At 62.8% G+C, this 25,396-nt stretch carries 23 protein-coding genes and 3 pseudogenes; 20 read left to right on the top strand and 6 right to left on the bottom strand.

What is annotated here, in order from left to right; genetic code table 11:
- The first annotated feature begins 49 nt into the window (after positions 1–49).
- The 8 genes and pseudogenes from NJU76_RS15170 to NJU76_RS15205 form a co-directional block, all read left to right on the top strand.
- Positions 50–427, top strand: coding sequence for a DUF3209 family protein (locus tag NJU76_RS15170; RefSeq protein ID WP_254530132.1), 378 nt, complete (start codon positions 50–52; stop codon positions 425–427).
- The gene (locus NJU76_RS15175) at positions 424–1,740 is read left to right on the top strand and encodes an outer membrane protein assembly factor BamB family protein (protein WP_254530134.1); all 1,317 of its coding nucleotides are present in this window, start codon (positions 424–426) and stop codon (positions 1,738–1,740) included. The genes NJU76_RS15170 and NJU76_RS15175 overlap by 4 nt, the downstream gene beginning before the upstream one ends.
- A gap of 99 nt (positions 1,741–1,839) precedes the next feature.
- Positions 1,840–2,682, top strand: coding sequence for a hypothetical protein (locus tag NJU76_RS15180; RefSeq protein WP_254530136.1), 843 nt, complete (start codon positions 1,840–1,842; stop codon positions 2,680–2,682).
- A complete protein-coding gene (locus NJU76_RS15185; RefSeq protein WP_254530138.1) occupies positions 2,679–3,122 on the top strand; it encodes a hypothetical protein in 444 nt (147 codons plus the stop codon). The genes NJU76_RS15180 and NJU76_RS15185 overlap by 4 nt, the downstream gene beginning before the upstream one ends.
- A 53-nt stretch (positions 3,123–3,175) precedes the next feature.
- Positions 3,176–3,943, top strand: a complete 768-nt coding sequence (locus NJU76_RS15190) for a putative sodium/potassium/calcium exchanger (RefSeq protein WP_340681223.1) — start codon at positions 3,176–3,178, stop codon at positions 3,941–3,943.
- A 36-nt stretch (positions 3,944–3,979) separates the two neighbouring features.
- Positions 3,980–4,933, top strand: coding sequence for a DNA polymerase V family protein (locus NJU76_RS15195; protein WP_254530142.1), 954 nt, complete (start codon positions 3,980–3,982; stop codon positions 4,931–4,933).
- A 121-nt stretch (positions 4,934–5,054) separates the two neighbouring features.
- Positions 5,055–5,771 carry an endonuclease Q family protein gene (locus NJU76_RS15200; RefSeq protein WP_254530144.1) on the top strand — a complete coding sequence of 239 codons (717 nt, stop codon included), beginning with the start codon at positions 5,055–5,057 and terminating at the stop codon, positions 5,769–5,771.
- 21 nt (positions 5,772–5,792) lie between these two features.
- A pseudogene (locus tag NJU76_RS15205) lies at positions 5,793–6,110 on the top strand (PqqD family protein); the annotation flags it as partial.
- Between the two features lie 189 nt (positions 6,111–6,299).
- Here the strand turns inward: NJU76_RS15205 and NJU76_RS15210 are convergent.
- Together NJU76_RS15210 and NJU76_RS15215 are read right to left on the bottom strand one after the other, a co-directional pair.
- Positions 6,300–7,193, bottom strand: a complete 894-nt coding sequence (locus tag NJU76_RS15210) for a bifunctional methylenetetrahydrofolate dehydrogenase/methenyltetrahydrofolate cyclohydrolase (protein ID WP_254530146.1) — start codon at positions 7,191–7,193, stop codon at positions 6,300–6,302.
- 98 nt (positions 7,194–7,291) lie between these two features.
- Entirely contained in the window at positions 7,292–8,104 is an 813-nt protein-coding gene (locus NJU76_RS15215; RefSeq protein WP_254530148.1) for an alpha/beta fold hydrolase, read from the bottom strand.
- Positions 8,105–8,434: 330 nt separating this feature from the next.
- Here NJU76_RS15215 and NJU76_RS26930 point away from each other — a divergent pair.
- A pseudogene (locus NJU76_RS26930) lies at positions 8,435–8,602 on the top strand (class I SAM-dependent methyltransferase); the annotation flags it as partial.
- Positions 8,603–8,666: 64 nt separating this feature from the next.
- On the opposite strand, the gene glyA reads toward NJU76_RS26930, so the two are convergent.
- A complete protein-coding gene (gene glyA, locus NJU76_RS15225) occupies positions 8,667–9,914 on the bottom strand; it encodes a serine hydroxymethyltransferase (RefSeq protein ID WP_254530151.1) in 1,248 nt (415 codons plus the stop codon).
- Positions 9,915–10,079: 165 nt separating this feature from the next.
- On the opposite strand from glyA, the gene NJU76_RS15230 reads away from it, so the two are divergent.
- The 7 genes and pseudogenes from NJU76_RS15230 (at position 10,080) to NJU76_RS15260 (ending at position 17,432) form a co-directional block, all read left to right on the top strand.
- Positions 10,080–12,224 (top strand): hypothetical protein, encoded by a 2,145-nt coding sequence (locus NJU76_RS15230; protein ID WP_254530153.1) that lies wholly within the window; start codon positions 10,080–10,082, stop codon positions 12,222–12,224.
- A 490-nt stretch (positions 12,225–12,714) separates the two neighbouring features.
- Entirely contained in the window at positions 12,715–13,533 is an 819-nt protein-coding gene (gene tbsP, locus NJU76_RS15235) for a transcriptional regulator TbsP (protein WP_254530155.1), read from the top strand.
- Positions 13,534–13,869: 336 nt separating this feature from the next.
- Entirely contained in the window at positions 13,870–14,574 is a 705-nt protein-coding gene (locus tag NJU76_RS15240; protein ID WP_254530157.1) for an RNase P subunit p30 family protein, read from the top strand.
- Positions 14,558–15,187, top strand: a complete 630-nt coding sequence (locus NJU76_RS15245) for a class I SAM-dependent methyltransferase (RefSeq protein ID WP_254530159.1) — start codon at positions 14,558–14,560, stop codon at positions 15,185–15,187. Before NJU76_RS15240 ends, NJU76_RS15245 begins: the two co-directional genes overlap by 17 nt.
- 3 nt (positions 15,188–15,190) lie before the next feature.
- A pseudogene (locus tag NJU76_RS15250) lies at positions 15,191–15,751 on the top strand (Rpp14/Pop5 family protein).
- Positions 15,752–15,755: 4 nt separating this feature from the next.
- The gene (gene psmA, locus NJU76_RS15255) at positions 15,756–16,514 is read left to right on the top strand and encodes an archaeal proteasome endopeptidase complex subunit alpha (RefSeq protein ID WP_254530161.1); all 759 of its coding nucleotides are present in this window, start codon (positions 15,756–15,758) and stop codon (positions 16,512–16,514) included.
- Between the two features lie 192 nt (positions 16,515–16,706).
- Positions 16,707–17,432, top strand: a complete 726-nt coding sequence (locus tag NJU76_RS15260) for a ribosome assembly factor SBDS (RefSeq protein WP_254530162.1) — start codon at positions 16,707–16,709, stop codon at positions 17,430–17,432.
- A gap of 60 nt (positions 17,433–17,492) precedes the next feature.
- On the opposite strand, the gene NJU76_RS15265 is transcribed toward NJU76_RS15260, so the two are convergent.
- Entirely contained in the window at positions 17,493–17,807 is a 315-nt protein-coding gene (locus tag NJU76_RS15265; protein WP_254530164.1) for an FUN14 domain-containing protein, read from the bottom strand.
- Positions 17,808–18,184: 377 nt separating this feature from the next.
- Between NJU76_RS15265 and hflX the strand changes: the two genes are divergently transcribed.
- Positions 18,185–19,486, top strand: coding sequence for a GTPase HflX (gene hflX, locus NJU76_RS15270; protein ID WP_254530166.1), 1,302 nt, complete (start codon positions 18,185–18,187; stop codon positions 19,484–19,486).
- 47 nt (positions 19,487–19,533) lie between these two features.
- Here hflX and NJU76_RS15275 read toward each other — a convergent pair whose 3' ends face one another.
- On the bottom strand, positions 19,534–21,921 hold the full coding sequence (locus NJU76_RS15275; protein WP_254530168.1) for an amino acid permease: 2,388 nt from the start codon (positions 21,919–21,921) through the stop codon (positions 19,534–19,536).
- A gap of 168 nt (positions 21,922–22,089) precedes the next feature.
- Here NJU76_RS15275 and NJU76_RS15280 point away from each other — a divergent pair, with 168 nt between their 5' ends.
- Together NJU76_RS15280 and NJU76_RS15285 are read left to right on the top strand one after the other, a co-directional pair.
- Positions 22,090–23,250, top strand: coding sequence for a thiolase family protein (locus tag NJU76_RS15280; RefSeq protein ID WP_254530170.1), 1,161 nt, complete (start codon positions 22,090–22,092; stop codon positions 23,248–23,250).
- Positions 23,247–23,612, top strand: a complete 366-nt coding sequence (locus NJU76_RS15285) for a nucleic acid-binding protein (RefSeq protein WP_254530172.1) — start codon at positions 23,247–23,249, stop codon at positions 23,610–23,612. Before NJU76_RS15280 ends, NJU76_RS15285 begins: the two co-directional genes overlap by 4 nt.
- Here NJU76_RS15285 and NJU76_RS15290 read toward each other — a convergent pair.
- Complete coding sequence (locus tag NJU76_RS15290; RefSeq protein ID WP_254530174.1) at positions 23,609–24,403, bottom strand: DUF7547 family protein; 795 nt, start codon at positions 24,401–24,403, stop codon at positions 23,609–23,611. The two genes, NJU76_RS15285 and NJU76_RS15290, sit on opposite strands and share 4 nt — an antisense overlap.
- A 142-nt stretch (positions 24,404–24,545) precedes the next feature.
- On the opposite strand from NJU76_RS15290, the gene NJU76_RS15295 reads away from it, so the two are divergent.
- Positions 24,546–25,220, top strand: coding sequence for a DUF7504 family protein (locus NJU76_RS15295; protein WP_254530176.1), 675 nt, complete (start codon positions 24,546–24,548; stop codon positions 25,218–25,220).
- The last annotated feature ends 176 nt before the right edge of the window (positions 25,221–25,396 follow it).

The following is a 25,396-nucleotide window of genomic DNA, read 5'->3' on the forward strand; positions in this document are numbered from 1 at the left end:
ATCATACGCCAACTGACTGCGGACACACACGGAGCTTACCCAACAACTCATGAGCTGTCACGAAATCGAAGCACTGCGACTCGGACTGATGACTGTCCTCGGCGTCGGCGACCAGAGCGCCCGCGATCACGCGGAAACAGAACTCGAGGGCCACCTCGAGGGCCCGATTCTGGGCCTCGCAGAGGCCGAAACCCTCGCGGCCGTACAGCGCCACCTCGACGCAGCGCTGGTCGAGCTCGAGGAATCGATCGCGACGATGGACAGCGACGACCCGGAATACGAGTATGCGCGTGGGCGATTGCTGGCCGTCCGCGACGCCGAGCGGTCGGTGAATCGATTGAGCGTGCAGGGGGAGGACATCGTCGACGGTCTCGGTGATGCCCACGATACCCTCCACGAGACCTTCCCGGTCGAGGTGGATGGATGAGCGAACACGCCGAACACGCAACCGAGGCCGACCGCGCGACAGCGTTCCGCCGGGTTTCTCTGGGCGAGATCGAGCCCGCCGGGAGCCGGCACATGTGGACTCGGTCTGCAGTCCACGTCGCCGAGTCCGGAGCCCTCGTGGTTACCGGCGAGTGGGACGGAACCATCACTGCCCGGTTCGCCGACTCGCTCGAGTCGCGCTGGACGACGTCTCATCCGGACCACCCGGTCGGGATCACGTCGCTCGCGGGTGACGGGAACGAAACGGACGGCGACGGAGATGAAGACGAGACGATCGTCGTCGCCGGCCGCGGCGAGACGGGGGCGATCGCGGCCTACGACGCCAAAACGGGCGACCGACGCTGGCGCTACGATACTGCCGACGATGTCGGCGAGGCGGTCGAATCTACCGTCTTCTCCCTGCCGTACGTCGTCGCACTCGAGACCGGAATTGACGCCAACGGCGACGATCGGCTGTACGCCGCGACCCGGCGCTACGAGCGCGACAGTGAAACCCGGCAGTGGCACAGCACGGTATACGCGTTCGACGCCGATGGGACCGTTCGGTGGGTGTCCGAGACCGACGCGTCGCCGATCGCGCTCGATGTAGACGCCGATGATGAGCGTCTCGCGGTTGGCTACAATCGATGCCCGGGCGACCACGACGCCGGCCTCGTCGTCCTCGAGACCTGCTCTGGCGATCTCGCCTGGACGTGGGACCCCGGCACGGAGGACGACCGACGCGTCGGCGACGTTTCCGTCGAGGGTGATTCTGTCGCCGTCTCGAGCCACGGGGACAAGCGCGGCTATCTGTTGGGCCCCGGCGGGGCCGAGCGGTGGAGCGTCGACCTCGCGAGCGAAACCGAGATCGGCGGCGAGACGCTGTACGCGTATCCGAATCACGTCTCCGCGAGCGACGACCGGGTAGCGTTCGTGACCGGTAACACCTATGCGAGAGCGAGCCGCGAGACCGAGAACCGCCATCCGAACGAACACCGGATCGCCGTGTTCGACGGAACCGGTGATCTCGTCTGGGAGGACGAGCTCCGCGGCTTCGTTCACGGCCTCGGTGCCGGCGGCGATCGGATCGTCGCTCCCTGCGCCCAGAACTTTCGGGTGCGTGATCCCGATACGCACGCCGTCCGCTGGTTCGACCTCGCCCGGGGTGACGGCGGGTCCACGGGCTTCCATGGGATCGCTACTGCGGCCGCCGTTCATCACGGAACGGTCGCCGTGATCGAAGAGCCGATCGAGTATCACGATGACGGCGAGACGCGCGGCGAGTACACGCTCCGTGTTGGACTGTTCGAGTAGCCCGTTCACTCTCTCCACAAGCGTTATTGATTTTATTGTGTCGGACCGTCGCACACGCAAGGCCAATCCCCACAACGCACACGCCCCTTGTTCCGTACGATGACCGAGAGTCCAGAAACAGACGGCCGTGAGGTGTCTTCGAAACCCGTTCGGAGCGGGTCCCTCTCGAGCCGTCACGACGGGGGCGAACACTCGACTGGGCCGTACCGCCGTCCGATGACCGACGGTGGACAGGCCAAAATGGATGAGGCGGACGGCGGAGACTCGAGCGACGAGGAAACAACGGAACGTGAGGAAGAGGAAGTCGAGAAAGAGGAAGCCGAGGAGGAGGAAGCTGAAGAAGAGGAGGCCGAGGAAGAGGAGTATCACGTTGAGGACGCCGACGACGTCTACCAGAGCGACGAGACGTCGGGAGTCCTCCACCTCGACCTCGACGGCTTGTTCCTCGACTTGCTCGGCCTCGAGGTCAACCTGAACCCGGTCACGCTCGACGTCTCGGCGCGGCCGGGGGAGGGGAACCTGCTGGGCAACCTCCTGTCTTCCGTCGCGGGACTGATGGACGGAACCGAAGCCATGGCGGACAAAGCGAAATCTGTGTTGAGCAAACCGCGGGAGCTCCTCAGTTCCCTGCTGAGCAAACCTGGGGAGTTGCTTCGGGGGCTCCTCGGCCGGGGTGGTGAACCGGAAGCGGATGAAGCTGAAGCAGAAGAAGAAGAAGAAGAGGAAGAACAAGCGGACGAGTCGCCCGGGCCACTCAGGTCGACGGTCGGCTGGCTCAAAAAGAAGTTGGCCGCGCTCGTTCCGAGCTTCCCCACCGAGGAAATCGTAGCGATGATCGTTAGAGAAGTGCTCGAACAGCTGGTCGAACGGCTCGAGCCGGAGCGTGACGAGGAGACCGGCGAACGTACGGAGGCGCAGTCACAGGCGGAGGCATCATCATGAGCGACGATTCACTTACACAGCGGATCGACACCGAAGCGATCACCGACAACATAGACGTGAACGAACTGGTCGAGGGCACCCAGTGGGAAGACGAGATTGACGGAGAAAGACCGCTCGGGGAGGCCATCGGCGGTCAGATCGGCGCGATCGTCGGTCGAGCGATCGGTGAATCGCTCGGCCGGACGATCGGAACCATGGTCGTCGACGAACTGCTCAGCTCCGGCGAAACGGAGCCGGAAGAGAGCGACGAGGCGCCCGAAGAGCCCGAGGAGAGCGCCGGCGATGAGACGGACGAAGATGCGACGGAAGACGAAGGGCCCGGAGAGACAGCCGACGAGAGCGAATCCGACGACGAAGCGTCCGAGGGTGACGGTGAGGAAGCGACGTCGGAATCGTCGGACCAAACGGACGAATCGGACGCTGAAACGAACGAGGAATAGGACCATGAGACGAGAACACACCAGCGGCTCCGAACCGACTCGAGGTGATCTGCGTGAGTAACGACTCCGAGCTGAAAGAAATGGTCGCCGAAGAAGTTAGTAAGCAGGTCGACGTCATCGATATGCTTGGTGATGGGGCGATCGAGAACGGCGTCGACGGGGGCGATATCGGCGCGTCCGTCGGCCGTCGATTCGGTGAACGAATGGGACGGCAACTGGGGTCCGAGATCGGACGCGAAGTACACGAGACGATCTCCGAGGGCCTCGAGGAGGGAAAGCAACTCGGAGAAATCAGGTCCGAACTCGCGACCGGGGTACGAGACGCGTTCCGCACGTCACTCCGAGACGTCGACGGAAGTGGCTCTCTCTCCTCGATGGCCAAGCGAGTGAGCGACGGTACCGGCCTCGAGGGATTCAAACGCGACGAAACGGACACCGGTGACGGGTCGGATTCAGAGAGCGACGCGCAGGCGCAGTCAGAACCCGACGCGGCGAGCGAGGACGAAACCGTCGACGTCGAAGCCGACACTGCCGCCGAGGAGTCGAGCGAAGAACCCGACGCATCTGGGGAACCCGGCGCTGAACAGGAAGGCCCGGCCCTCGAGTTGGCCGACCAGTCGGTATCGGACCTCCAGGAACTCAGGAGGGACACCCTCGAGGATTTCCTCGGCGTACTGTCCTATAGCGATCTGCAGTCGATCGCCAAGGACGTCGACGTGACGGCGAACCTCAGTCGCGAGGAGATGACCGCCGAGATTATCGAAACGGTGACCGGCGACGAAGGCGGCACCAATTCGGAGGCGGACGCTGCGGCCGATTAGGCGCCCGAATTCGGGCACCGAACGGTGGCTACCCTGATGCGGCTGGCGAGGAGTCCACCGCCTGATTCGGTCGTCGAGGAGTCGACCGCGGTCCTCATCGACGACGGAAGCGGCGAAACGCGGACCGACCGCCGACGGACCGACCCAACATCCCTACCGATGAATTCCCACGACAAACTCCGCGACCAAATTCACGACGTACTGCACGACGCCGAAACGGCCGGTCGATCGGTCGTCTCCGAGACCGACGCGGATGGCGACGCAGACGCGGCCGAGACCGAGTTGCTGGAGGCCGCCGGCGAGGCGCGGGCCCTTCTCGAGTCGACGGAGCCGACCCGATTGCTCGAGGCACTCGGACTCGAGACGCTCCCCGACGGCTCCGAGGCGGAGTCGATTCCGGCGGCCATCGCTCGCGGAGAGCCGGACCAACTCGAGATGCTCGGGCGACTGCTCAGCCTCGCGAAACTCGCCGAGCGGGGGGACGACGACACGCTCGAGATCGCGGTCGACGACCTCCGGGAAACGATCGACCACGCGGACGGCTCGGCCGACGCGACCGGAGCGACCGCCGTCGGCGGAAATGAGTCCGATCTGCGGTCTGAGGCGGACGAAGAGGTCGAAATCGAATCCGATCGTGCGGGGGCGGACGAGTCACGGGTGGAAGACGAGCCGTCGGAGGAACCCGCGGAGCGCCTCCGGTCGGCCATGCAGTCGTCGGTTTCGGACTTCGGCGACGAGATCCGGCAGTTGAGAGAGAGACTCGAGGCCGCCCGCGACGAGCCCGCGGACGACGGCGATTCCGAAGACGCGCGGTCGGACGAAGAAACGGACGCGGGGCTCTCGAAACCCGAACTCGGGATCGATCTCGACCGGGACAGCGGGTCGGGTCACGGCGGCCGATACTCCACGATGGCACCACCCCCGTCGAAACGGGCGGATATGCGGGCCGTGACGCGTTATTCGACTCTCCCGCGAAAGAACAGGGACTGACCCGGGCTCCGTCTACGGGGGACGCCCGGATCGACTCCGAGGCCGACAGCGGGCGCGAACCGTCGGCCTCCCGGGCCGGTCGTTCGGAGGGCCTTTTTGCGCCCCCGCCGTAGGCAGCCACATGAAGATCCGGGGCGAGCGCGAATGTACGGAGTGTGGGACCCGCTGGTCGTACTACGAGACGGGCAGCGTCGGGTGTCCAGCGTGTGGAAGCCTTCGCAGCGTCGGCGTCGACGAGCGCACGGAACACACAGACCTGCAGGCATCGTTCGACCTCACGCCCGTCCGGAACGCGGTCGACGAAGTCGCGACGGACGACCTCGCCGAACGTGCCCGCGACCGCTGTCGAGAGTACGTTCGCCGTCGTGGCTTCGTCAACGCGGGTACCCTCCGGGATCTAGACGATGCGTACCTCGCAGCGATCGAACTGTTACACGTCGCCGACATCGTCGCCCGTGAAATCCGGCTCGGGGACCGCGAGGAACTCTATTTTCTGGCGTTGCTGCGCGATGCCGATCAGGGTGAGCGCGCGCCGGTCGAGGACGTTCCCGAAACGCTGCGATCGGCCCGCGGACTCGCCTACGCGAACGCGGTCCGTGAGTACCGTCGCGACCTCCGTACCTGGTCCGGAGACCGCGACGTGACTGCGAGCGAACGACGCGCGCTCGAGACGCTGGGCGAACACGTAACGCGCATCCGAATGCTCGACGGTGATATCGAACCGCGGGCCGCCGAACGGCTCGTCGAGGCGACTCGTGACCTGGCGAACGGCCTCCGCGGCGACGAAGTAGCGTTCACGCAGGCCCGGGAGCGGTTGGACGACCTCGACCTCGAATAGGGCCGGCGTGGGGCTCCACCGAGAACCACGGACGATTGGGCGGAGACGACTGACGACAGCGATCCGCGAGTCACGATCGTCTGGACGAGATCGCCGCGCAACCGGCTCGATCGGTTCCTGTTCGATCGCTTCGGAACGAGTCGAGAGCACGAACTCACACTCGTCCCCGTCGGAACCACAGTCTGGCGTCACTGCGACGGGAGCCACACCGTCTCGGAAATTGCAGCGATCATCGCCGAAACCCACGATGCCGAACGCGTCGAACCGATCGACGCGACGCTCGCCCATTTCCTCATGCTGCTCGAGGAGCGCAGTCTGGTCCAGTTCGACGAGCGGTGAGTCTGTTAGTCTGTTAGTCTGTTGGGTCGGCCGATCCGACGAGCGTCTGTCGGTCTCGAGGACGGTCGGTACGACGCCTATCGACAGGACGGAACGCTGCCGGCAGACGGAACGGTTGCCTCGAGTGGGAGCCGAAGACCGGTCGCCTGGAGATGCGTCCGAGGAAGAGAGTGAAGGAGTGCAGACGGGTCAGGGGAGGTCGACGGTGACGTCTTCTTGCATGCTGGCGGCTTTGACGGTGTTGTAGAGCAACATCGCACGAGTCATCGGTCCGACGCCGCCGGGGACGGGCGTGATCGCGCTCGCCTTCTCTTCGGCGCTCTCGAACTCGACGTCGCCGACGAGTTCGTATCCCTTCTCGGTATCGGCGTCGACCCGATTGACACCGACGTCGATCACGACCGTCCCCTCGGTAAGCATCGAACCATCGACCAGTTCGGGAACGCCGACTGCCGCGACGACGACGTCCGCGTTGCGGGTTTTTTCGCCGAGATCCTCGGTTCGTGAGTGACAGACCGTCACCGTCGCGTTGCCGTCGTCGGCTTTCTGAATGAGTAAATTCGCGAGCGGCTTCCCGACGATGTCCGACCGGCCGACGATCGTGACGTCCTTTCCTTCGGTGTCGACCCTGGCGGACTCGAGCAGTTTCTGGATGCCGTGAGGAGTACAGGGACGGAAGCGTGCGTCGCCGGCGACGAGCCGACCGACGTTCTCGGGGTGGAAGCCGTCGACGTCCTTGGTCGGGTCGACGCGACGGATCACGTCCCGGTAATCGACGTGGTCGGGCACTGGGGCCTGGACGATGTACCCGTGGATCTCGGGATCGTCGTTCAGGCCGGCGATCGTGTCGAACAGGTCCTCGGAGGGCGCATCGCCGTCGACGTCGACGTGATGGCTCTCGATCCCGACCTCCTCGCAATCGCGTTGTTTCATGTTCACGTACGTCTGGCTCGCCGGATCGTCGCCCATCAGGACGGTTGCCAGTCCCGGCCGTGCGCCCGCGTCCGCGAGGGTCTCGATCGCATCCGTGAGGCCATCTCGAATTTCACTCGCAACCGCGTTACCGTCGATGATCTCGGTCATTACCGGAGTAGGCGACCGCGAGGCTCATTAATCCCCGGATTCGTGCCCAGAACAGCGCCGAAACGATCGCAGATATACAAGAACGTGCAGTGACCCGGTCAGAATCGCTCGTCGAGAAAGGATGTAATCGTGCTGTTGACGGGCGCCGGTCGCTCCAGATTGGAGGTATGGCCCGCCTCCGGAACGATCTCCATCTCGGCGTCGGGAAGCTCCTCGAGCATCGGCTCAGCCCGCGACGGATCGATCGAGGGGTCTTCCTCGCCATGAACGATCAGAACCGGGACGTCAATCTCCGAGAGGTGATCGGTGACGTCGGGGCGGTCGAGCCAGGAGTGAAGTTCGTTGTAGACCGCCGCACCCGGGTAGGTCGCCCAGCGGTCCACCCAGGACTCGACAAGGCCGGGATTCTCCTCTCGGGTCGTTTCACCGAAGAGGTAGCCGGTCACGCTTTCGGCCAACTCGCGCGGATTCGATTCGTGTGAACCCTCGAGCGGTTCGACGAGTTCGCCGTAGGCCTCCCGTTCTTCGGCCGAGTGGGGGGCGGCCATCGAATCGATCAGGACCAGCCCGTCGACTCGATCGGGATACGCGAGCGCGAATCGCAGTGCCATAAAGCCGCCCATCGACATGCCCGCGATGACGGCGCTGTCTTCGCCGATTCCGTCCAACAGCGCCGCACAGTCGTCCGCCAGATCGCCCAGGTCGTATTCCTGTGCATATCGATCCGTTCGCGCCCGCAGGTCGTAGGCGACGGACCGATAGTCGTCTTTCAGCGCCTCGAGTTGCGGTGCGAACATCGACCGATTCATCAGCGTCCCGTGTGCGAATACCACGGGCCGTCCCTCGCCGACGTCGGTCGTCAGCGCGTCGGTTCTGGCTCGGTACATCTCCGTGATCGTCTCGTCTCCCATGTGGGTTGGTAACGGTATCCGTCCTGAAAAGGATAAGTCATGCGGAAGTTCACAGAACGGGCCGTGTATCGGGCGTTCCGACGATCGAGATCGGACCTGACCGCGGATTCACGAGCGGCCATCGAGAAACGACCGAATCGCGTCGTCGATCGGCGCCGGTTCCTCGAGTTCTGGACTCCCCCGCTCGGTCCAGACGTCCTCGGGCAGGGTAGACGGCTTGCGAGTAGATCTCCTCGAGCGGTTGCGGAGTCCGATCCGCCGTCCCGGTGGTGTGAGAGACGGTACCGACGTTCTTTGAAGTTTGAACACGTTCGATCGCTTTTTCAGGGTATGGTGGACACGGATCCATTCGGCCGTGCTATCCGCGACCAGCACCTCGGTGACCGAACGGAACCGCTTCTCGATCGTGACGGCGACGACGTCCGCGAACACCGGATCGAGGAGTGGTATTTCGGAGCACACGACGGGGATGCATGGCGGGATCGGTGGATGGCCGGTCGTGGACTGCAAACCCTAATATCCCAACGCTCGGGATTCCTCCGGCTTAAGCCGGAGGAGGATGTCAATCGTACAGTGGATTCTCTTCGCACAGCACCGCGACTTCTTCGCGAACGTCTTCGATGACCGCCTCGTCGTCCGGGCTATCGACGACGCGGGTGATCAGATCGCCGACGGTGCGGCAGTCGTCTTCGTCGAAGCCGCGTGTGGTCAGTCCCGGCGTCCCAGCGCGAATGCCGCTCGGATCGAACGCCGAGCGTGTCTCGCCGGGCACCGTGTTGCCGTTGAGGACGATGCCGGCCTCCTCTAAGGCCTCTTCTGCGTCGCCACCGGTCGTGTCGGGATGGCTGTCGCGGAGGTCAACGAGGACCAGGTGATTGTCCGTGCCGCCCGAGACCAGCGAGAACCCGTTCTCGGAGAGTGACTCGCCCAGGGCTTTCGCGTTCGCGATCGTTCGCGCCGCGTAGTCCTCGAACGAGGGCTCGAGGGCCTCCTTGAATCCAACGGCTTTGCCGGCGATGTTGTGCATGAGCGGGCCGCCTTGGCCGCCGGGGAAGACTGCAGCGTCGATGTCGTCGGCGTATTCATCGCTCGTCATGACGATGCCGCCGCGACCGGAACGGATCGTCTTGTGGGTCGAACCGGTCACGAAGTCGGCGACACCGACCGGCGACGGATGGACGCCTGCCGCAACGAGTCCGGTGATGTGGGCGATGTCAGCCAGGTGGAGCGCGTCGACGTCGTTCGCAACCGTCTGAATGCGCTCCCACTCGATCTCGCGCGGATAGGCGGAATACCCCGAGACGATAATGTCAGGCTCGAACTCGGCGGCGTGGTCGGCCAGTCCGTCGTAGTCCAGGTAGCCCGTCTCCGGATCGACTTCGTACTGCTCGACCTCGTAGAGCTGACCCGTGAAATTCGCCGGGTGGCCGTGACTTAGGTGGCCGCCGTGAGTGAGATCGAGCGAGAGAATCTTGTCACCCGGCTCGACCATGGCGAAGTAGACGGCCTGATTCGCCTGTGTCCCCGAGTGGGGTTGGACGTTGATGTGCTCGGCACCGAACAGCTCCGCCGCACGATCGATCGCCAACTGCTCGACTTCGTCGGCGTACTCGCAGCCGCCGTAGTAGCGCTCGCCCGGGTATCCTTCCGCGTACTTATTCGTGAGCGCGCTACCCTGTGCGTCGAGGACCGCCTCGCTGACGTGATTCTCGCTGGCGATCATCTGTAGCGACTCTCGCTGGCGGTCTACCTCGCCCTCGAGTGCGTCGGCGACGGCTGGATCGACCTCGCGAACCTGATCGTGGTTCATATCCGAAGTGCGGTCAGGCGACTGTATAAGTGTACCCGTCCCCGGCAAGTCGGGCCACTATCGACGGCCCGTGTCGCGAGCGAGCCGCCCGTTAGCCGGCCCGTACTACCGTCACGATCACCGCCCGATACAACTAACTTGTCCGAGTGACATTCAACCAACTGAATGATTGAGTGGGCGGTAAACGGGGACACTCTCTACGTCACCGATGCTGATAACGCCGAACTGGCGGTCAAGGGTGAGGATTTCGTCATCGAGGACACCGGGGTCGATATCCCGCGTCCGGTCGACGACACGTTCGTCGTGACGACGGACGTGCTTCGGTTCCCCCACGCGGTCGTCTACGCGTTTTCCCTCGGACTCGAAGACCAGTACGAACTCGACCCCGGGGGCGAGCCTCTGTCACTGTCGCCCGGCGAGTACGTTGTCGATGTCGATACCGATATCAAGGCCTACCTTCGGTTTTCAGGTGCTGCGACGATCGAGAAAACGGACGATTACGAGGAAATCGTCGTTTCCTTTCCGAACCAGACCCGCGTCATCCTTGGTGTCCGATGTCGTCACGAATTCCCGGCCGAAACCATCACCGTGCCCGACCGTCCGTCGGCGATAGCCGACGCCATTACACATATGGCTGCCTCGCACAAGACGGACAGCCCCAACCGGTCGTACCCCACACTTCGAGGTCACCCGTCTCTTCTCGAACACGGTGATGAACTCGAAATTTCGGACTGTATCAAAGCGGACACTCCCGATCACGGCCTCGAGCTGGTCGTCCCACCGGACTACGAATCGCTGTTCGTGACCGCACCGCTCGCGTACTACCTCCAGGCGACCGTGCGGACGACCGACGAGGCGTTCGGAGACCGAGTCGACTCGATACCCGATCGGCCGCGACTTCGACTTCCCGATCACGCGATCGAGACGGTCCTCTCGCCGATGCCTGACCTGGAACGCGACGTCGAACAACTGCTCCGGAAAACGTTTTTCCTCGACTGTCTCGTCCGAAACGCCGGCCCGTACGGGACGCGTCTATCAGAGCTTAGCCTCCTCGACGTGCTCGAACTCGACGCTGACGCACTCTACGAAGCCAGTCTCCAGGACAGACTCGCAACGTACCTCGAGGTCCCGTACGCGGCGATCAAGCACCGCCTCCCGGACTGGCATCTCTCGACCTATGTGACGCCGGCGTACAGCAGCATCGAAACGCTCCCGTTCCTGCTCGACCGATTGAGTATGGTCTATACGCCTCGCACGTCCAAACTCGAGGGGAAAGAACTGGTCGAGCGCTCGCTCGAAGATTTCTATCGGGGCGCCGGTTCCGTTTCGAGAGGTGGGGCCGAGTCTCGTCCCGACGCGGAGAAAGCCACGGGCCAGGTTGCTTCGGTGGACATCGTCAAACCGGAGCTTCGAAGCGGCCGCACCCATGGATGGCTCGCCGACGACGTTCCGATCGACGTCTTCAAATCCGCCCCAGAGGCCTACCACAATCGCCTCGACTTCCTCGAGCAGTCGAGCGATTCCACCTCGATCTGCGTCGTGCTCAACGATCCGGAGATGGCCGGCGAACACGATCACGTCGCCGACATCTATCGACGGCGTTCGGAAGAACTATCGATCGATGTCACCGTCGAGGAATCGCTCGGCACGGTGGCGCTCGCCCGCGTCTTCGAGACCGATCACGACTTCGTCCACTATATCGGCCACTGCGAGACCGGCGGGCTGTGTTGTCCCGACGGGACGCTCTCTGCCTCGAGCCTCGATCGATGTAACGTCCAGACCTTCTTCCTGAACGCCTGTGGCTCCTTTTACGAGGGGAAGAAGTTGGTCGAAAAGGGGAGCGTCGCGGGGGCGGTCACGTTCACGAAAGTTCTGAACGATCACGCAATCAAGGTCGGATCGACGTTCGCCAAATTGCTGGTCCACGGGTTCAGTATCGAACGGGCTATGGGCCTCGCGCGCAGGCGAATAATGATGGGCAAGGACTACGCAGTCGTCGGTGACGGGACGCACTCTCTCACCCAGGGGAAAAGCCGACTGCCGACGACGGCGACGCTTGAACAACTAGATACCGCCGCCGATGGACCGCAGTACCTGCTCACCTTCGACTGTTACTCGACGCGGGTGACTGGGTCGTATTACTTCCCCCACACCACGACGAACGAATACGCCTACCTCTGTGGCAACGAATCTAGCTTCACGCTGACCGAGTCGGAACTTGCCACGATGCTCAAAGAAACTGAGGCGTCGGTGATTTACGACGGGGACATCTACTGGTCGAAGGAACTGTGGCCTCGATTCGATCGGTAATCGATCTCATGGTCCACCGTAGGTACTAACGCGCTTCGCTCGTGCCGTAAATCGTCCCGGCTGACGCTTGGCTGCTGCTTCGCTTCGGCTGACAGTAGCGACGTTGCGAACTGGCCACCATAGTTGATTGTGTCGAACACCCATACGATATTGTAATAACACATCACCAGTATATAGTTATTACCGACACGATACCTCCGCTAGATTCCGGCTCTCGTGGTAGTTAAACTCCGTTTGAGGTGAACGAAGTTTTTTAGATGGACTACGTTCGAACTTCCCCCGTTTTGTTGCGACGGACGCGCTCATTCGTTCTCGAGAGCGGATCAGTTTTCGAAATAGCGTCATGTGTATGTAAGTAATATTGACATTTCGTCGGCGAACTAACGAACTAAGGGACAAAAATCACCGGTTCAACCGCTGGACGAGAAGTTCTGCCGTGAAGACGGCCACCAAAATTAAGTATAATGCCCTCTATTACTTCTGTATACGCATGGCTTCGAATTTACTCAATCACCAGATTGACGATATCCTCGAGTCGGTTCTCGAGGACGCAAGTGGGGACATTTACATGATCAATCCCTCGCGCGATGCCATCGAGGTGTTCATCTCCGTCGCGACGGGGTTCGACGGTGACCTGCCCTCGGTACACATGCTCGCCGACGAACGGACGCTGAAAGACGTCATGGACGATTTCATCGTCGCGTCGAATGCGGCGGACCTCATCAGCGAGGGCGCGCTCGAGCTCCGGACGCTCGCCGAGGCACCGGAGAACTCGCTGCTCGTCACCGACGACACGGTCGTCGCCGTCGTCCACGCCGACGACCGGGTCGGGGGCCTCGTCACTGACGACGAAAGCTTCGTCGAGGATACCTACGACACCTACGCAGCTCGATGGGAGGACGCCAAATCGTTCAACCTCCGGACCCCGCCGATCACGGACGTTCGGGAGACGCTCTCCGACGAAATTAGTCCCTCGGCGGAAGCGGACTTCACCGCAATCCTCGATTCCCTCGAGACCGCCAGAGGCGACGGCGACGGACTCGACGAGGTCACCATCTCGCTCCTCGTCGCGGCCAAAAACGAGGCGTTGTTGTACGACATCAGCAAGTGGGGAGAGGACGTCGGAATCGCGTCCAAAGCAACGTTCTCTCGAACGAAGACGAAACTCGAGGACATGGGCCTCATCGACACCGAAAAGGTCCCGATCGACGTCGGACGCCCGCGATTGCGACTGAAAATCGGCGACGACCGATTGAGCGAGGCTGACAACGGCCAACTCGCGACCGTCGCACAGAGCATCCTCAACTAACGACGACGAACCGGGACGCCGGGGGCGGCTTTGCCGGCCGACGGTGGGATCATCAATCGGACGTAATGCGTGCCGTTGGACGGGGGCGGCTCCAACGGACCCACTTGCAGTCGGCGCTTCGCGCCGACGACCTCTCGGGACCGACGACGTCGTTCAGTTTCGACCGTAAGCATCCCTCCTTCCGTTCTTTCACTCGACGTCGATATACGGCGTCGTGGTTTCGGTCGCTCGCGGTAGTCACTCGTGGATCGCCAGACCGCTGGCCCGTGTTTCGCTCGGTTACTCTCGATGCGCTCAGACGCAAACCCCAAGTCACCGTCGTGAGACGATTCAAGTATGTACGAGGCTGTCCACGTTCGGCCCGATGGACAGAGTTCGGTCGAAAGCGTCGCAAAAGCGGCGGTCGAGTACGGGTTCGAGGGCGTGGTCGTTCGCAATCACTCGGACGCGCGATCGGACTACGACGCTACCCGGATCGGCGACCAATACGGGATCGACGTGGTCGAGGGCGTCGAGATTCGGGCAGACGATCGACAGCAGGCAAGCGGTGCTGTCGGGAACTACCGAACGTCCGAAACGATCGTCGGGATCCACGGCGGGACGAACGACCTGAACCGGTTCGCTGTCGAACAGCCGAAAGTCGACGTTCTCGCACATCCGATGGCCGGCGATGGCGGTATGAATCACGTGCTGGCGAAAGCCGCCATCGAAAACGGCGTCCGTATCGAGTTCGCCCTCGGTGGCGTCCTCCGAGAGAGCGGCGGTCGACGGGTTCGCATAATCCAGTCGTTACGAAAATTACGGGAGATCGTCGACCACTTCGATGCGCCGTACGTCGTCAGCGCGGATCCGAAGTCGCACCTCGAGATCCGGGCCCCTCGTGAACTGAAGGCGGTGGGTGCGGAGATCGGATTCACGGAACAGTTCATCGAGGAGGGGCTCGCGGAGTGGGGCCGGATCGCCGCACGCAACCGCCGCGTCCAGTCCGAGTCGTTCATTGAGCCGGGGGTCGAACGGGGACAGTATGAAAAAGAGCCGTGAGGATCACGCGGCCCGGTTCGACGAGAAGGCCGACCGATACGACGAGTCGAAATCGGACGAGTACCACACCTGCGTGGATCTCGTCGTCGAACACGCTGCTCCCGAAGCCGACGACGTCGTGTTAGATCTCGGCACTGGAACGGGAGCGATCGCCGTCCCGCTCGCCGCCGACGCGGCGCGGGTCGTCGGTCGCGATATCAGCGCGGGAATGCTCGAGGAAGCCGAACGAAAGGCCGAGGAGGAAGGTCTCGAGACCCTCGAGTTCGGAACCGGGACGTTCCGAGAACCGGACTACGAAGGGCAAGTCGATATCGTGACCTCGAACTTCGCCTTGCATCACCTCTCAGACGAGGAAAAGCGTGCGGCGATCGCGGTTATCGCCGACCGCGAGCCGCGGAAATTCGTCCTGGGGGACGTGATGTTCTTTGGCGACCCGAACCCTGACGAGCCGTTTTATTCGTCCGAGGTGGACGATCCGGCGACAGTCGGACTGCTCGCCGATGCGTTTACCGACGCGGGGTTCTCGCTGACGGCTGTCGAGCGGGTTCACGATCAGGTCGGCGTGTTAGTCGCAGAGCGCGGTCGTACAACAACCGGCGATGGAGCCGAATAAGGCATGAAGCACCTTCCGAAACATCTCCGCCCGCGATGGCGGTATCTCGCAGTTTCTCTCGAGACGTGGCCGGGCGAACGGATCGGTCGGCGCTCGTTCCAACGGGAACTGTGGTACGCGGGCCAGAACCTGCTAGGCGATCCGGGTAGTGCCGACGCGGATCTGACCGTCGTTCGGTTTTCCTTCGGCGACGGAACCGGTCGGGCGATCGTCAGGGCCCGCCGCGGCGAGACCGACCCCGCTCGTGCGGCACTGGCCTGTATCGACGAAATCGACGGCGCTTCCGTCGGAATTCTGGTTCGCGGAATCAGCGGCACAATCCGTTCCGCCGAGGAAAAATATTTCGACTGACCGGTGTCGGATCACCAGACCACACACGTCCCGTCCTGGCTTTCACCACCGCGGTAAGAAAACTATTTAGGACGCCGCGGGCAAGATTCCGAGGAGAGAAACGTCGTGTTCGCGAGCGCGGAGCGAGTGGCCGTCCGTCGGGATTGCGTTGGCGGCGTGCGACTCGATGAGGCGTTCGCAGGCGCGACAGACCTCGATTACAATTTAGCGTGAAACTATGCAGGGACAAGCCCAACAGCAGGCGTACGACCGTGGCATCACGATCTTCTCGCCCGACGGCCGACTCTACCAGGTCGAGTACGCTCGCGAGGCGGTCAAGCGAGGAACGGCCAGTATCGGTGTTCGAACGAACGACGGCGTCGTTCTCGCCGTCGACAAACGGGTCCCCTCACCGCTTCTCGAGGACTCGAGCGTCGAGAAGATACACAAAGCCGATGACCACGTCGGCATCGCGAGCGCAGGCCACGTCGCTGACGCTCGCCAACTGATCGACTTCGCACGGCGCCAGACGCAGGTCAACCAGCTCCGCTACGGCGAACCGATCGGCGTCGAGACGCTGACCAAGGAAGTTACCGATCACATCCAGCAGTACACCCAGGTCGGCGGTGCCCGACCGTTCGGTGTGGCACTGATCGTCGGCGGCATCGACAACGGCGAACCGCGCCTCTTCGAGACGGACCCATCCGGGACGCCCTACGAGTGGAAGGCACTGGCCGTCGGTGCCGACCGGGGGGAACTCCAGAACTACCTCGAGGAGAACTACGACGACGAAGCAGACCTCGACGGCGGCATCGCCCTCGCACTCGATGCGCTCGCATCGGTCAATGACGGCTCCCTGCTCCCCAGCGAAGTGGGACTGGCGACCGTCGACGTCGAAACCGAGTCCTTCGAGATGTTCGACCACGATCGGATCGCGGAGTACTTAGAGGAGAACGACCTTCTCGATACGGGCGAGGACGACGAACCCGACGAGTAATCGAGACGCAGCCGCGGTTACGCGTTTTCCAAGCCGTCACCGCTCGAGCGGCCTTTTTATCCAGTGGAGCGAGATCGTCATTCGGACGACGGACGGTGGCGTTCGGGTCCCACTTCCGCCGGCGGCTGTCGGTCACCAGATTCGGCGCCACATCGGGAAACACTCTTTAAATTGGCGGGGGAATCGTGTGGTATGATTTCGCTCGACGAGGCGGTGACGGCGCGACTCGAATCACACGGGGCGCGTTTCGAGGTGCTTGTCGATCCGGACGCAGCGCTGGCGATCAAACGCGACGAGTTCGAGGGAGACCTCGAGGACGTGATCGCTGCCGAGGACGTCTTCGAGGACGCGTCTCGGGGGGACCGGCCGGCGGAGAACGACCTCGAGACGGTCTTCGAGACGACGGACCCACTCGAGATCATCCCCGAGGTGATCAGCCGAGGCGAAATTCAGATTACGGCTGACCAACGCCGTGAGATGCAAGAGCAAAAGCGCAAGCAGTTGATCGACACCATCACTCGAAACGCGGTCAATCCACAGATGGACAACGCACCGCATCCGCCCGAACGGATCGAGAACGCGCTTGAGGAAGCCGGCGTTACCGTCGATCCGATGGAGCCCGTCGAACAACAGGTCGACGACGCGCTGGACGCGCTCCGACCGGTACTTCCGATCAGGTTCGAGGAGGTTACCGTCGCCGTCCAGGTGCCGGCCGAATACGCCGGCAGCGCACAGGCACAGATCCGCCAGTTCGGCGATCTAGAGCGCGAGGAGTGGCAAAACGATGGCTCGTGGATCGGGGTCCTCACGTTCCCCGCGGGATTACAAAACGAGTTCTACGACGTCGTCAACGAACACACGAGCGGCGAAGCCGAAACGGAGATCATCAAGGACAAAGACGATTTGCAGACGCGGTGATCGACCGGTTGCGAACGCGGCGGCCGAGTCGTCGGTTTCCGCTCGAGGCCGATCGGTCCGTTATCCGCGCTTGAACCCGATCAGGAAGCCTCCGGTAAAGCCCGCGCCCATCGACAGCGTCGAGAGAATGGACTGTATCCAGTGGACGTCGACTTCCTGTGCGCGCGCTTGCGTCTCGAGAAGCCCTGCAGAAAGCCGGCTCCAGTCGACGACGATGATACCTTGTGACTCGAGGTAGCGAAAGATCATCAGCTGAACGCCGACGAGTACCGCTACCAGCTTCGCGATCTTTTTCGCGGCGAACCCCATGACTCCGCCGATGGCTGCACCGCCACCGAACTCGAGTCCCAGCGCCGCCGGATCGATTTCGAGCATTGTTCACTTGGTTTCGAGTCGAATCCTATGACTGTTGTGGTCGCACGAACAGTGTAGTCACGTGACCGCAACCGGACGTACGGGTCCGGCAGATGCGGTAGGAAGTCCGCCCTGTAACGGTGCGATCCGTCGGACCACCCGATCGGAAGGTCGTAACGAGCACGGGATTCAAGACGGTTGACCGCGTACGGATGAGTATGAGTCACGTGCGTCTAACGGGGGTGTTCGACCGGCATCGTTAATCTCTCCGGGTCCGCGTGGTGGTGTCCGCTTCGTCTTCGCGGCCGGCGCGTGAACGCGTCGAGTCGCAGGATCGACGAGCCGCGGCACACCCCCGCGCGCAACTGACCGCGCACGGCAGACACACTGCTATCTGCATGAACACGATCATCGCCAAACGCGTCGATTCAGGCACGGCAAATACGAGCGAGATTCGCGATCTGGCACGGGCGGCGGGATACACCGTCGTCGGAGAGGTCACGCAGTCGCGACGGGCGGATCCGGCCCTTCAGATCGGCGAGGGGAAAGCCGAGGAGCTCGCCGAGCTGGTCGCAGAGACCGATGCCACGACGGTCATCTTCGACAACAGGCTGGGGCCCTATCAGACGTACAACCTCGGACAGCTTCTTCCGGACGGTGTCGAGGTCATGGACCGCTTCACGCTCATCCTCGAAATTTTCGGCCAGCGTGCGCAGACTCGCAAGGCGCAGTTGCAGGTCGAACTGGCGGAGCTCCGTTACGAACTTCCGCGAGCGGAGGCGAAGACGAGCCTCGCCAAGCGCGAAGAACACCCCGGATTCATGGGTCTGGGCGAGTACGACGAGAGCCGCGAACAGGACATCAAAGACCAGATCAGCCGCATCAAGGACGAACTCGATCGAATCGAACGAACAGAACAGCACCGTCGGGAACGCCGCCGCGACTCGGGGTTCGATCTCGTGGCACTCGCGGGCTACACGAACGCGGGTAAATCGACCCTCCTGCGCCGGCTCGCGTCCGACCTCGAGGTCTCCGAAAACGAGGATCTCCATCCGGATCTGGACGCGACGGCCGAGTCCCAGGACAAACTGTTCACCACGCTCGGGACGACGACCCGGCGCGCGGATATCGAACCGCGGGACGTCCTGGTGACCGACACTGTCGGATTCATCAGCGATCTGCCCCACTGGCTGGTCGAATCGTTCAAGTCGACTCTCGAGTCGGTCTACCGCGCCGACTTGGTCCTGCTCGTGGTCGACGTTAGCGAACCCGTCGACGAGATTCACGAGAAGCTGGTCACCTGTCACGACACACTCTACGAGCGAAACGAGGCCCCGATCGTGACCGTGCTGAACAAGATCGACCGAGTGAGCGAGGAGGAACTGGCCGAAAAGCGTGAGGCCTTGTCGGCGCTGGCACCGAACCCGGTCACCGTCAGTGCGAAAGACGGCACGAACGTGGAAGCGCTGCTCGAGCGGATCGACCGTGAGCTCCCGGACTGGGAGCGAGAACGTCTCTTGCTTCCGATGACCGACGACACGATGAGCGTCGTGTCGTGGCTCCACGACAACGCGCACGTCGAGGACGTGAGCTACGGGGACGAAGACGTCGTCGTCTCGTTCGAGGCTCGTCCCGCGGTCGTCTCTCAGGCGCATTCACGCGCGAGCGAGTTGCGAACAGCGGCAGCGGAATCTGCGTGACGCGCGTCGGAGACGGCCCTCCGTTTCAGCACATCCGAGAGCGTTCATCATTCGACGGTATCCGCCTCGCTCTGAACCGTGGCCTCTCGGTCGGGGGTCCGAAGCTTCTCGAAGTATCTGTAGAGCGGGAAGACGAGATCCTCGAGGACGTTCCGAACGGTCGTCTCGCTCGCGTAGACGATCACGGGAACGTCGGCGTCTTCCGCGAGTTCGATGACGCGATCCGGCGTGCTCCCGAGGATCCATTGCCGGAGGCGACGCGTCCGTGACGCACCGATTATCAGAATCCCGCCGTTGTCTGCGGCCGTCGTTACGAGCCCTTCGGCGACGGAGTCGGCGGTAACGTTGTGAACCGCGACGGAATCCGTCGCCGAAAGCGCGTTCAGCGTGTCTGCCGGGTCCTCCGCGGTGCCAGTCTGCCCGGTGGGACTGACGTTGATGACGTGAATCGACGAGCCGTCGGCGGCAAGTCGGTTGACGAACGGCAACAGCGCGGCGTGGTGTGGCCCACCGCCCGCCCCGACATTGACGGTCCCCGGTACGCCCGGTTTCTCGGGCACGTCCCCCTTCGAAAAGAGCACGTCGCAGGGCGCGTCGAACTCCACGCGACGGGTTATCTCGGCGCTCTCTTCGGGGTAGCCCATGAGGATCATGTCGACTTGCTCGTCCCTGGCCGTCTGGACGATGCTGAACCCGATGTCCCGCGAAATGTGTCCTTCGACGGTGTAATCCACGTCGAGGTCCGCCGCGGCGAGTTCGTCACCGAGTCGGGACGCGCGTTCTTCGGCGGTGTCGACGACCATCTCGCTCGGCGTCTGATCCCGAATTCCGGTGACGGTGACGACCCGGACGATCGGATCACTCGCGTACAGGTTTCCGATCATCGCCGCGAGTCGCACGTGCGTCGGCGCACGGGTGAGACGGCGGACGGGGACGAGAATCTGGAACCGATCCGTTTCCGCCGTGGCCGCTTCGGTGCTGGTGCTTTCGACCTGCGCAGATTCGACCGCAGAGCCGCCCTCACCGCCCGCCGAGTGGGCCGCCATCTCCTCTGGCGAATACGGGGAAACGATCTGCTCGAACAGTTCTTCCGTCCCGGGGGCTCCACCCCAGATCAGGTACGCTACGAGCAACGCGACGACGAGAATCGAACCGACGACGACCCCGACAATCGGCAAACTCGTGATGAGCCCCAGGTTGGCCACGATTCCGATGATCGGCACCACCGGGACAAGCGGGACCTTGATCGGGCGATCGAGGTCCGGAAAGCGCCGACGCGAGACGATGAGCGCGACGTTGACGACCGACAACGGCACGAGCAGGTTGAACGTGGCGAACCCGGTCAGTGCCTCGAGGCCGAGACGCACGCCACCGACGCCGCCGTCAGCGGGAAAGAGCATGATGAACGTGACGATGAGGGCAACGATAGTCGCGGTGACGGTCGTGACGCTCCAGAACGGAGTGCCGTAGACGGGATGAATCCGAGAGAACCGCCGCGGTGCCTGTCCCTGTCGTCCCATGAGCGAGCCGATGCTGCTGGCCGCGAGGACGCTCGCGTTCGACGCACTGACCATACTGAAGATCGCACCGGCGACGATCAGCGCCATCCCGATATTGCCGAGAAACGCGTTCGCGACGCTTCCCATCGCCGTTTCGCCTTCTTCCGCGATGACTTCGGCCGGGATCGGCGCGTTGACCATCGCAACGATGACGAACGCATAGAGGATCGTGACGGCGATGATGCTCGCCGCGATGGCACGGGGAACCGTCTTCCGCGGTTCGATGATTTCGCCGGCGCTGGCGGCGATGGCCGAGAAGCCGAAGAACGTGATGAACGCGAGTGCCGCGACCGAGATGATCCCGCCGACGTTCGTCGAAATCTCCGCCGTGAACGTACCGAACGTCTCCGCCGGGGCCTTGTACGCGAACGCGCCGCCGATGAACGCGATGAGGACTGCGACCTTGGCGCCGCTGACGACGACCTGAAACGTTCCGCTTTCTTCGGTCCCCTGTGCATTGAGCGCGCCAAGCAGAACGGCTGCGAGCACTCCGATCGAGCCGTGGGGTATCGGCCATCCGTGGGGCACGACGAACTCGAGGAACCACTCATCCATCGTCGCGAGGTAGAACGCCGTGGTTCCGGTGTACCCCAGAAACAACGACGCGCCGACCGCGTACTCGAGGAGATCGCGATCGAACGTTCGGGAGCTAAACAGGTATCCGCCGCCGTTTTCCGCGTAGATCGATGCGAACTCGGAGTACGATGCGGCCGTTACCCCCGCGATGAGCGCCGCGATGACGAACGCGATCACCGCGCTGGATCCAATCTCCGCGACTGCCGTCCCCGACAACGAGAAGATGCCGGCTGCAATCATCGTCCCCAGCCCCAACGCGAATGCCACCCAGAAACCGAGCGTTCGGGTGTGTTCGACCATACGTCCGCTTCGGGAACGAGGCGGATAACCGTTCAGACGGAACACGCAACCAGAGTGACCAGATCGGTTGGTGACACGAACGTTTCCGGGTAAACTGGAAGTGGGGGACAGCCGACCGCCGCGCACCCAACCCCATAGTATAAATTGATGACTCGAGTCCGGGAACGTATGGAACGTGTTGCAATCATCGGAGCCTCGATGACGCAGTTCGGTCAGCGCGAGGGAGAGTGGGTCATGGATCTCCTCGCAGAGGCCGGGATCGAGTGTCTCGAGGATTCGGGTGTCGAAGCCGAGGACGTCGACCACCTCTACGTCTCGAACATGGCGAGCGGCGAGTTCGAGGGACAGACGGGCGTCCCGAACGCGCTGGCACACGATCTAGACGCCATGCCGGCGTATACCCAGCGTGTCGACCAGACGAGTTCGAGCGGCGGTGCGGGAATCTACGCCGCCTGGCAATCCGTCGCCAGCGGGGCTAGCGATATGACCCTGTTGGTCGGTGGTGAGAAGATGACCCACCGGACGACCGGGGAAGCAACCGACGTCATCGCGTCGTTGACTCACCCCGTCGAGTACAAACACGGCGTGACGCTGCCGTCGTTCGCCGGGCTGACGGCCCGACACTACCTCGAGCGATTCGACGCGCCTCGCGAGAGCCTCGCAAAAGTCGCCGTCAAGAATCACAAAAACGGCGTCGATAACCCCCACGCCCAGTTCCGGAAGGAAATCGACCTCGAGACGGTTCTCGACTCGCCGATCGTCGCCGACCCGCTTCGGTTGTACGATTTCTGTCCGATCACCGACGGATCGGCAGCGCTCATGCTCTGTCCAGCGTCTGTCGCGCAGGAATATACCGACGACTACGCCGTCGTGACAGGTATCGACGGGGCGACCGACACCCACGTCGTTCACGAGCGTGAAGACCCGACCGTGATGGGCGGCGTCGTCGAAAGCGGGCGGGGTGCCTACGAGATGAGCGGGCTCGGTCCCGACGATATCGACGTGGCCGAACTCCACGATATGTTCACCATCCTTGAGTTCCTGCAGATGGAGGGCCTCGGTTTCGCAGACCAGGGCGAAGCGTGGCGGCTCGTCGAAGAAGGCTACACGGAACGCGAGACCGGCGAACTACCTATCAACACGTCGGGCGGACTGAAGTCGAAGGGCCACCCGCTCGGTGCGAGCGGGGTCGCACAGGGCGTCGAGATATACGAACAACTCGTCGGCGAGGCCGGGTCGCGACAGGTCGATGCGGACGCGGGCCTGTGTTGTAACGTCGGCGGCTTCGGAAACTGTGTTATTACGACGATTATGGAGGCAGCACGATGACGATGGACGCGACGCGGTACGACGACGGCTCGATTAGCTACCCCGGACACCCGCGCGGCCCGGACGGCTCGGAACCGGCGGAAACGATCGATCTTAGCGAATACACCGCAGAAATCGTGACCTGGACGACGAGCACCGCCACACCGCCGGGCGTTCGCGAACCGAATCAACTCGCCATCGTCGAGTTCGACGTCGACGGTGAATCGGTCCGCGCGATCGGTCAGTTGACCACTGGAGACGTCGAAACGGGCGACGTCGTCCGCCCGGTTCACGTCGACGAACTGCGCGAACCCGGTGCGGGCATCAGAGAACCCGAGAGTCAAAACTGGGACGGCTATCGGTTCGAACCGATTTCGGATTAACGATCGGGCTCGTCGCCATCTTTTTCCGACGTATCGGGTTCGTCGTCGGCACTGTGGGTGCCGCCGTTACCGTCGCTAGTCGGATCAGGGTCAGCGCCGTCACGGTCGTCGTCGCCGTTCGAGTCTCCTTGCGCACCTTCGTCGGAGCCGTACCGATCCCGCAGCGTCTCGAGTTCGGCGTCGACGTCGACGGCCGAATCGCGGTCGTCGCCCGGTCGGTCGCCATCCGCGTCAGTCTCGGTATCGGCTGGCGTCCCATCCTCGATATCGATCTCGATGCCTCGGTCGGCAGTCGTTTGCGACTGGTCCGTCGTTCGAGTCTCGCGTTCGGCAGCGTCCCGAAGGCGGCGATCCACGTCGTCCCGAAGGGTACGTGCCTCCGTGAGGAGGTCGCGAGCCTGTTCGTCCGCCGGCAGGCCCCCCTCTGAGACGGCTCGCTGGAGTTCCGCGAGTACCGCGTCGAGTTGCGAGAGCGTCGTTCGGCGGAGTTCGCTCGTGCGTTCGCTCGTCGCCTCGGCGGCTGCGGCTGTCCGATCCCTGGCTTCCCGCTCGCCTCGGACGAGTTTGAGGCTCCGCTGGAACGCCTCGAGAGCGCGGACGCTAGTCTCGAGGACGGCGAGAATGGCGGGGAGTGCGACCTCGTCGGAGAAACGGAGCAACTCCCGCGGCGTGGGCGGTCGGAGCGAGGTCCGGCGGCGAGAACGCGAATCGTCGAGTTCGTCACGAAGCGCGTCGATCGTTTGTGCGAGTTCGCGAACGGCGTCGACGAGTTCGTCGTCGTGATCGGCCATACCAGACCTACGGTCGCCGGTATGAAAAGCCGGGCGATCGGTGAGATCGGGATCGAGAAACGCTTCGGTGCGAACGCGAATCGTTCTCGATCTCCTGTCAAGACACAATTTTTATGAATGATCACGTATTCGTTGAAATCGAATGGATGACGAGCGAGGGGGGCTCGCATCAACCGATGTGACGTTCGCACGGACGCTTGATACGCTCAGGCAGGAGGGGTGCAATATACTACTCGTCGGTGCTGAGGCGCCCGAGGCACAGGAAAGTGCCTGTGAGCGGCTGCTCGGGGCACCAGAATGCGACTCACGGTACCGGGTGTTCGTCTGTGGCGACGAAACGCAGGTTTCCTGCGGAAAAACCCACGGGGCCACGGCCGAGCGAATACGAACGATCGAATACGCGACCAGGGGGGTCGAAACGGACGGAAGAACCGAACCGGAGTCTGCGGCGAACGGTGGACGCCCGTCGCCTGGAATGATCGGTGTCGAAATCGTCGAGGCGGTCGACGAACTCGCGGAGACAGCCGCGGGGTTCGAACCGGCAGACCTTCGCGTCTGCGTCAACTCGTTAGTTCCACTTCTACAGGACCACGACGCGGAGACGGTGTTCCGATTACTTCACGTGGTAACGTCTCGCGTCGAACAGGCCCGAGGAATGGCGCACTATCACTTGCCGGTCAGGCCGGATTACGACGCCGTCAATCTCTTCGAACCGATGTTCGACGCGATCGTGACGGTGCGGTCGCGAGACGGATGCGCAGAGCATCAGTGGTACCTCCGAGAGGCGGATACGACGTCTGAGTGGCTCGACCTCTAGACCGCAGCGGCGTCGGTCACTCACTAACGACAGTCTGATATGTGTGAAATCGTGAATCGTATCGCAGTTCTGAGAATTGCGCTGAGACCGCGACTGATTGCTGTTTTCCCGCGCTATCGTTCCAATCATATCGGTGTTGTGAAATAAAGTCGATATGTAGAATGAATTATCAGTTT

The organism is Natrinema gelatinilyticum, assembly GCF_024266705.1.
GTDB classification, from domain to species: domain Archaea; phylum Halobacteriota; class Halobacteria; order Halobacteriales; family Natrialbaceae; genus Natrinema; species Natrinema gelatinilyticum.

Bases quoted from the DNA above. Each gene is read 5' to 3' on its own strand.
- NJU76_RS15210 (WP_254530146.1), bottom strand. From the start codon at position 7,193: ATGACCGAGATCATCGACGGTAACGCGGTTGCGAGTGAAATTCGAGAT.
- NJU76_RS15290 (WP_254530174.1), bottom strand. From the start codon at position 24,403: ATGGCCGATCACGACGACGAACTCGTCGACGCCGTTCGCGAACTCGCA.
- NJU76_RS15240 (WP_254530157.1), top strand. From the start codon at position 13,870: ATGTACGAGGCTGTCCACGTTCGGCCCGATGGACAGAGTTCGGTCGAA.
- NJU76_RS15260 (WP_254530162.1), top strand. From the start codon at position 16,707: ATGATTTCGCTCGACGAGGCGGTGACGGCGCGACTCGAATCACACGGG.
- NJU76_RS15170 (WP_254530132.1), top strand. From the start codon at position 50: ATGAGCTGTCACGAAATCGAAGCACTGCGACTCGGACTGATGACTGTC.
- tbsP (WP_254530155.1), top strand. From the start codon at position 12,715: ATGGCTTCGAATTTACTCAATCACCAGATTGACGATATCCTCGAGTCG.
- NJU76_RS15280 (WP_254530170.1), top strand. From the start codon at position 22,090: ATGGAACGTGTTGCAATCATCGGAGCCTCGATGACGCAGTTCGGTCAG.
- NJU76_RS15215 (WP_254530148.1), bottom strand. From the start codon at position 8,104: ATGGGAGACGAGACGATCACGGAGATGTACCGAGCCAGAACCGACGCG.
- psmA (WP_254530161.1), top strand. From the start codon at position 15,756: ATGCAGGGACAAGCCCAACAGCAGGCGTACGACCGTGGCATCACGATC.
- NJU76_RS15285 (WP_254530172.1), top strand. From the start codon at position 23,247: ATGACGATGGACGCGACGCGGTACGACGACGGCTCGATTAGCTACCCC.
- NJU76_RS15230 (WP_254530153.1), top strand. From the start codon at position 10,080: ATGATTGAGTGGGCGGTAAACGGGGACACTCTCTACGTCACCGATGCT.
- NJU76_RS15245 (WP_254530159.1), top strand. From the start codon at position 14,558: ATGAAAAAGAGCCGTGAGGATCACGCGGCCCGGTTCGACGAGAAGGCC.
- NJU76_RS15175 (WP_254530134.1), top strand. From the start codon at position 424: ATGAGCGAACACGCCGAACACGCAACCGAGGCCGACCGCGCGACAGCG.
- NJU76_RS15295 (WP_254530176.1), top strand. From the start codon at position 24,546: ATGGATGACGAGCGAGGGGGGCTCGCATCAACCGATGTGACGTTCGCA.
- NJU76_RS15200 (WP_254530144.1), top strand. From the start codon at position 5,055: ATGAAGATCCGGGGCGAGCGCGAATGTACGGAGTGTGGGACCCGCTGG.
- NJU76_RS15180 (WP_254530136.1), top strand. From the start codon at position 1,840: ATGACCGAGAGTCCAGAAACAGACGGCCGTGAGGTGTCTTCGAAACCC.
- glyA (WP_254530151.1), bottom strand. From the start codon at position 9,914: ATGAACCACGATCAGGTTCGCGAGGTCGATCCAGCCGTCGCCGACGCA.
- hflX (WP_254530166.1), top strand. From the start codon at position 18,185: ATGAACACGATCATCGCCAAACGCGTCGATTCAGGCACGGCAAATACG.
- NJU76_RS15275 (WP_254530168.1), bottom strand. From the start codon at position 21,921: ATGGTCGAACACACCCGAACGCTCGGTTTCTGGGTGGCATTCGCGTTG.
- NJU76_RS15185 (WP_254530138.1), top strand. From the start codon at position 2,679: ATGAGCGACGATTCACTTACACAGCGGATCGACACCGAAGCGATCACC.
- NJU76_RS15195 (WP_254530142.1), top strand. From the start codon at position 3,980: ATGCGGCTGGCGAGGAGTCCACCGCCTGATTCGGTCGTCGAGGAGTCG.
- NJU76_RS15265 (WP_254530164.1), bottom strand. From the start codon at position 17,807: ATGCTCGAAATCGATCCGGCGGCGCTGGGACTCGAGTTCGGTGGCGGT.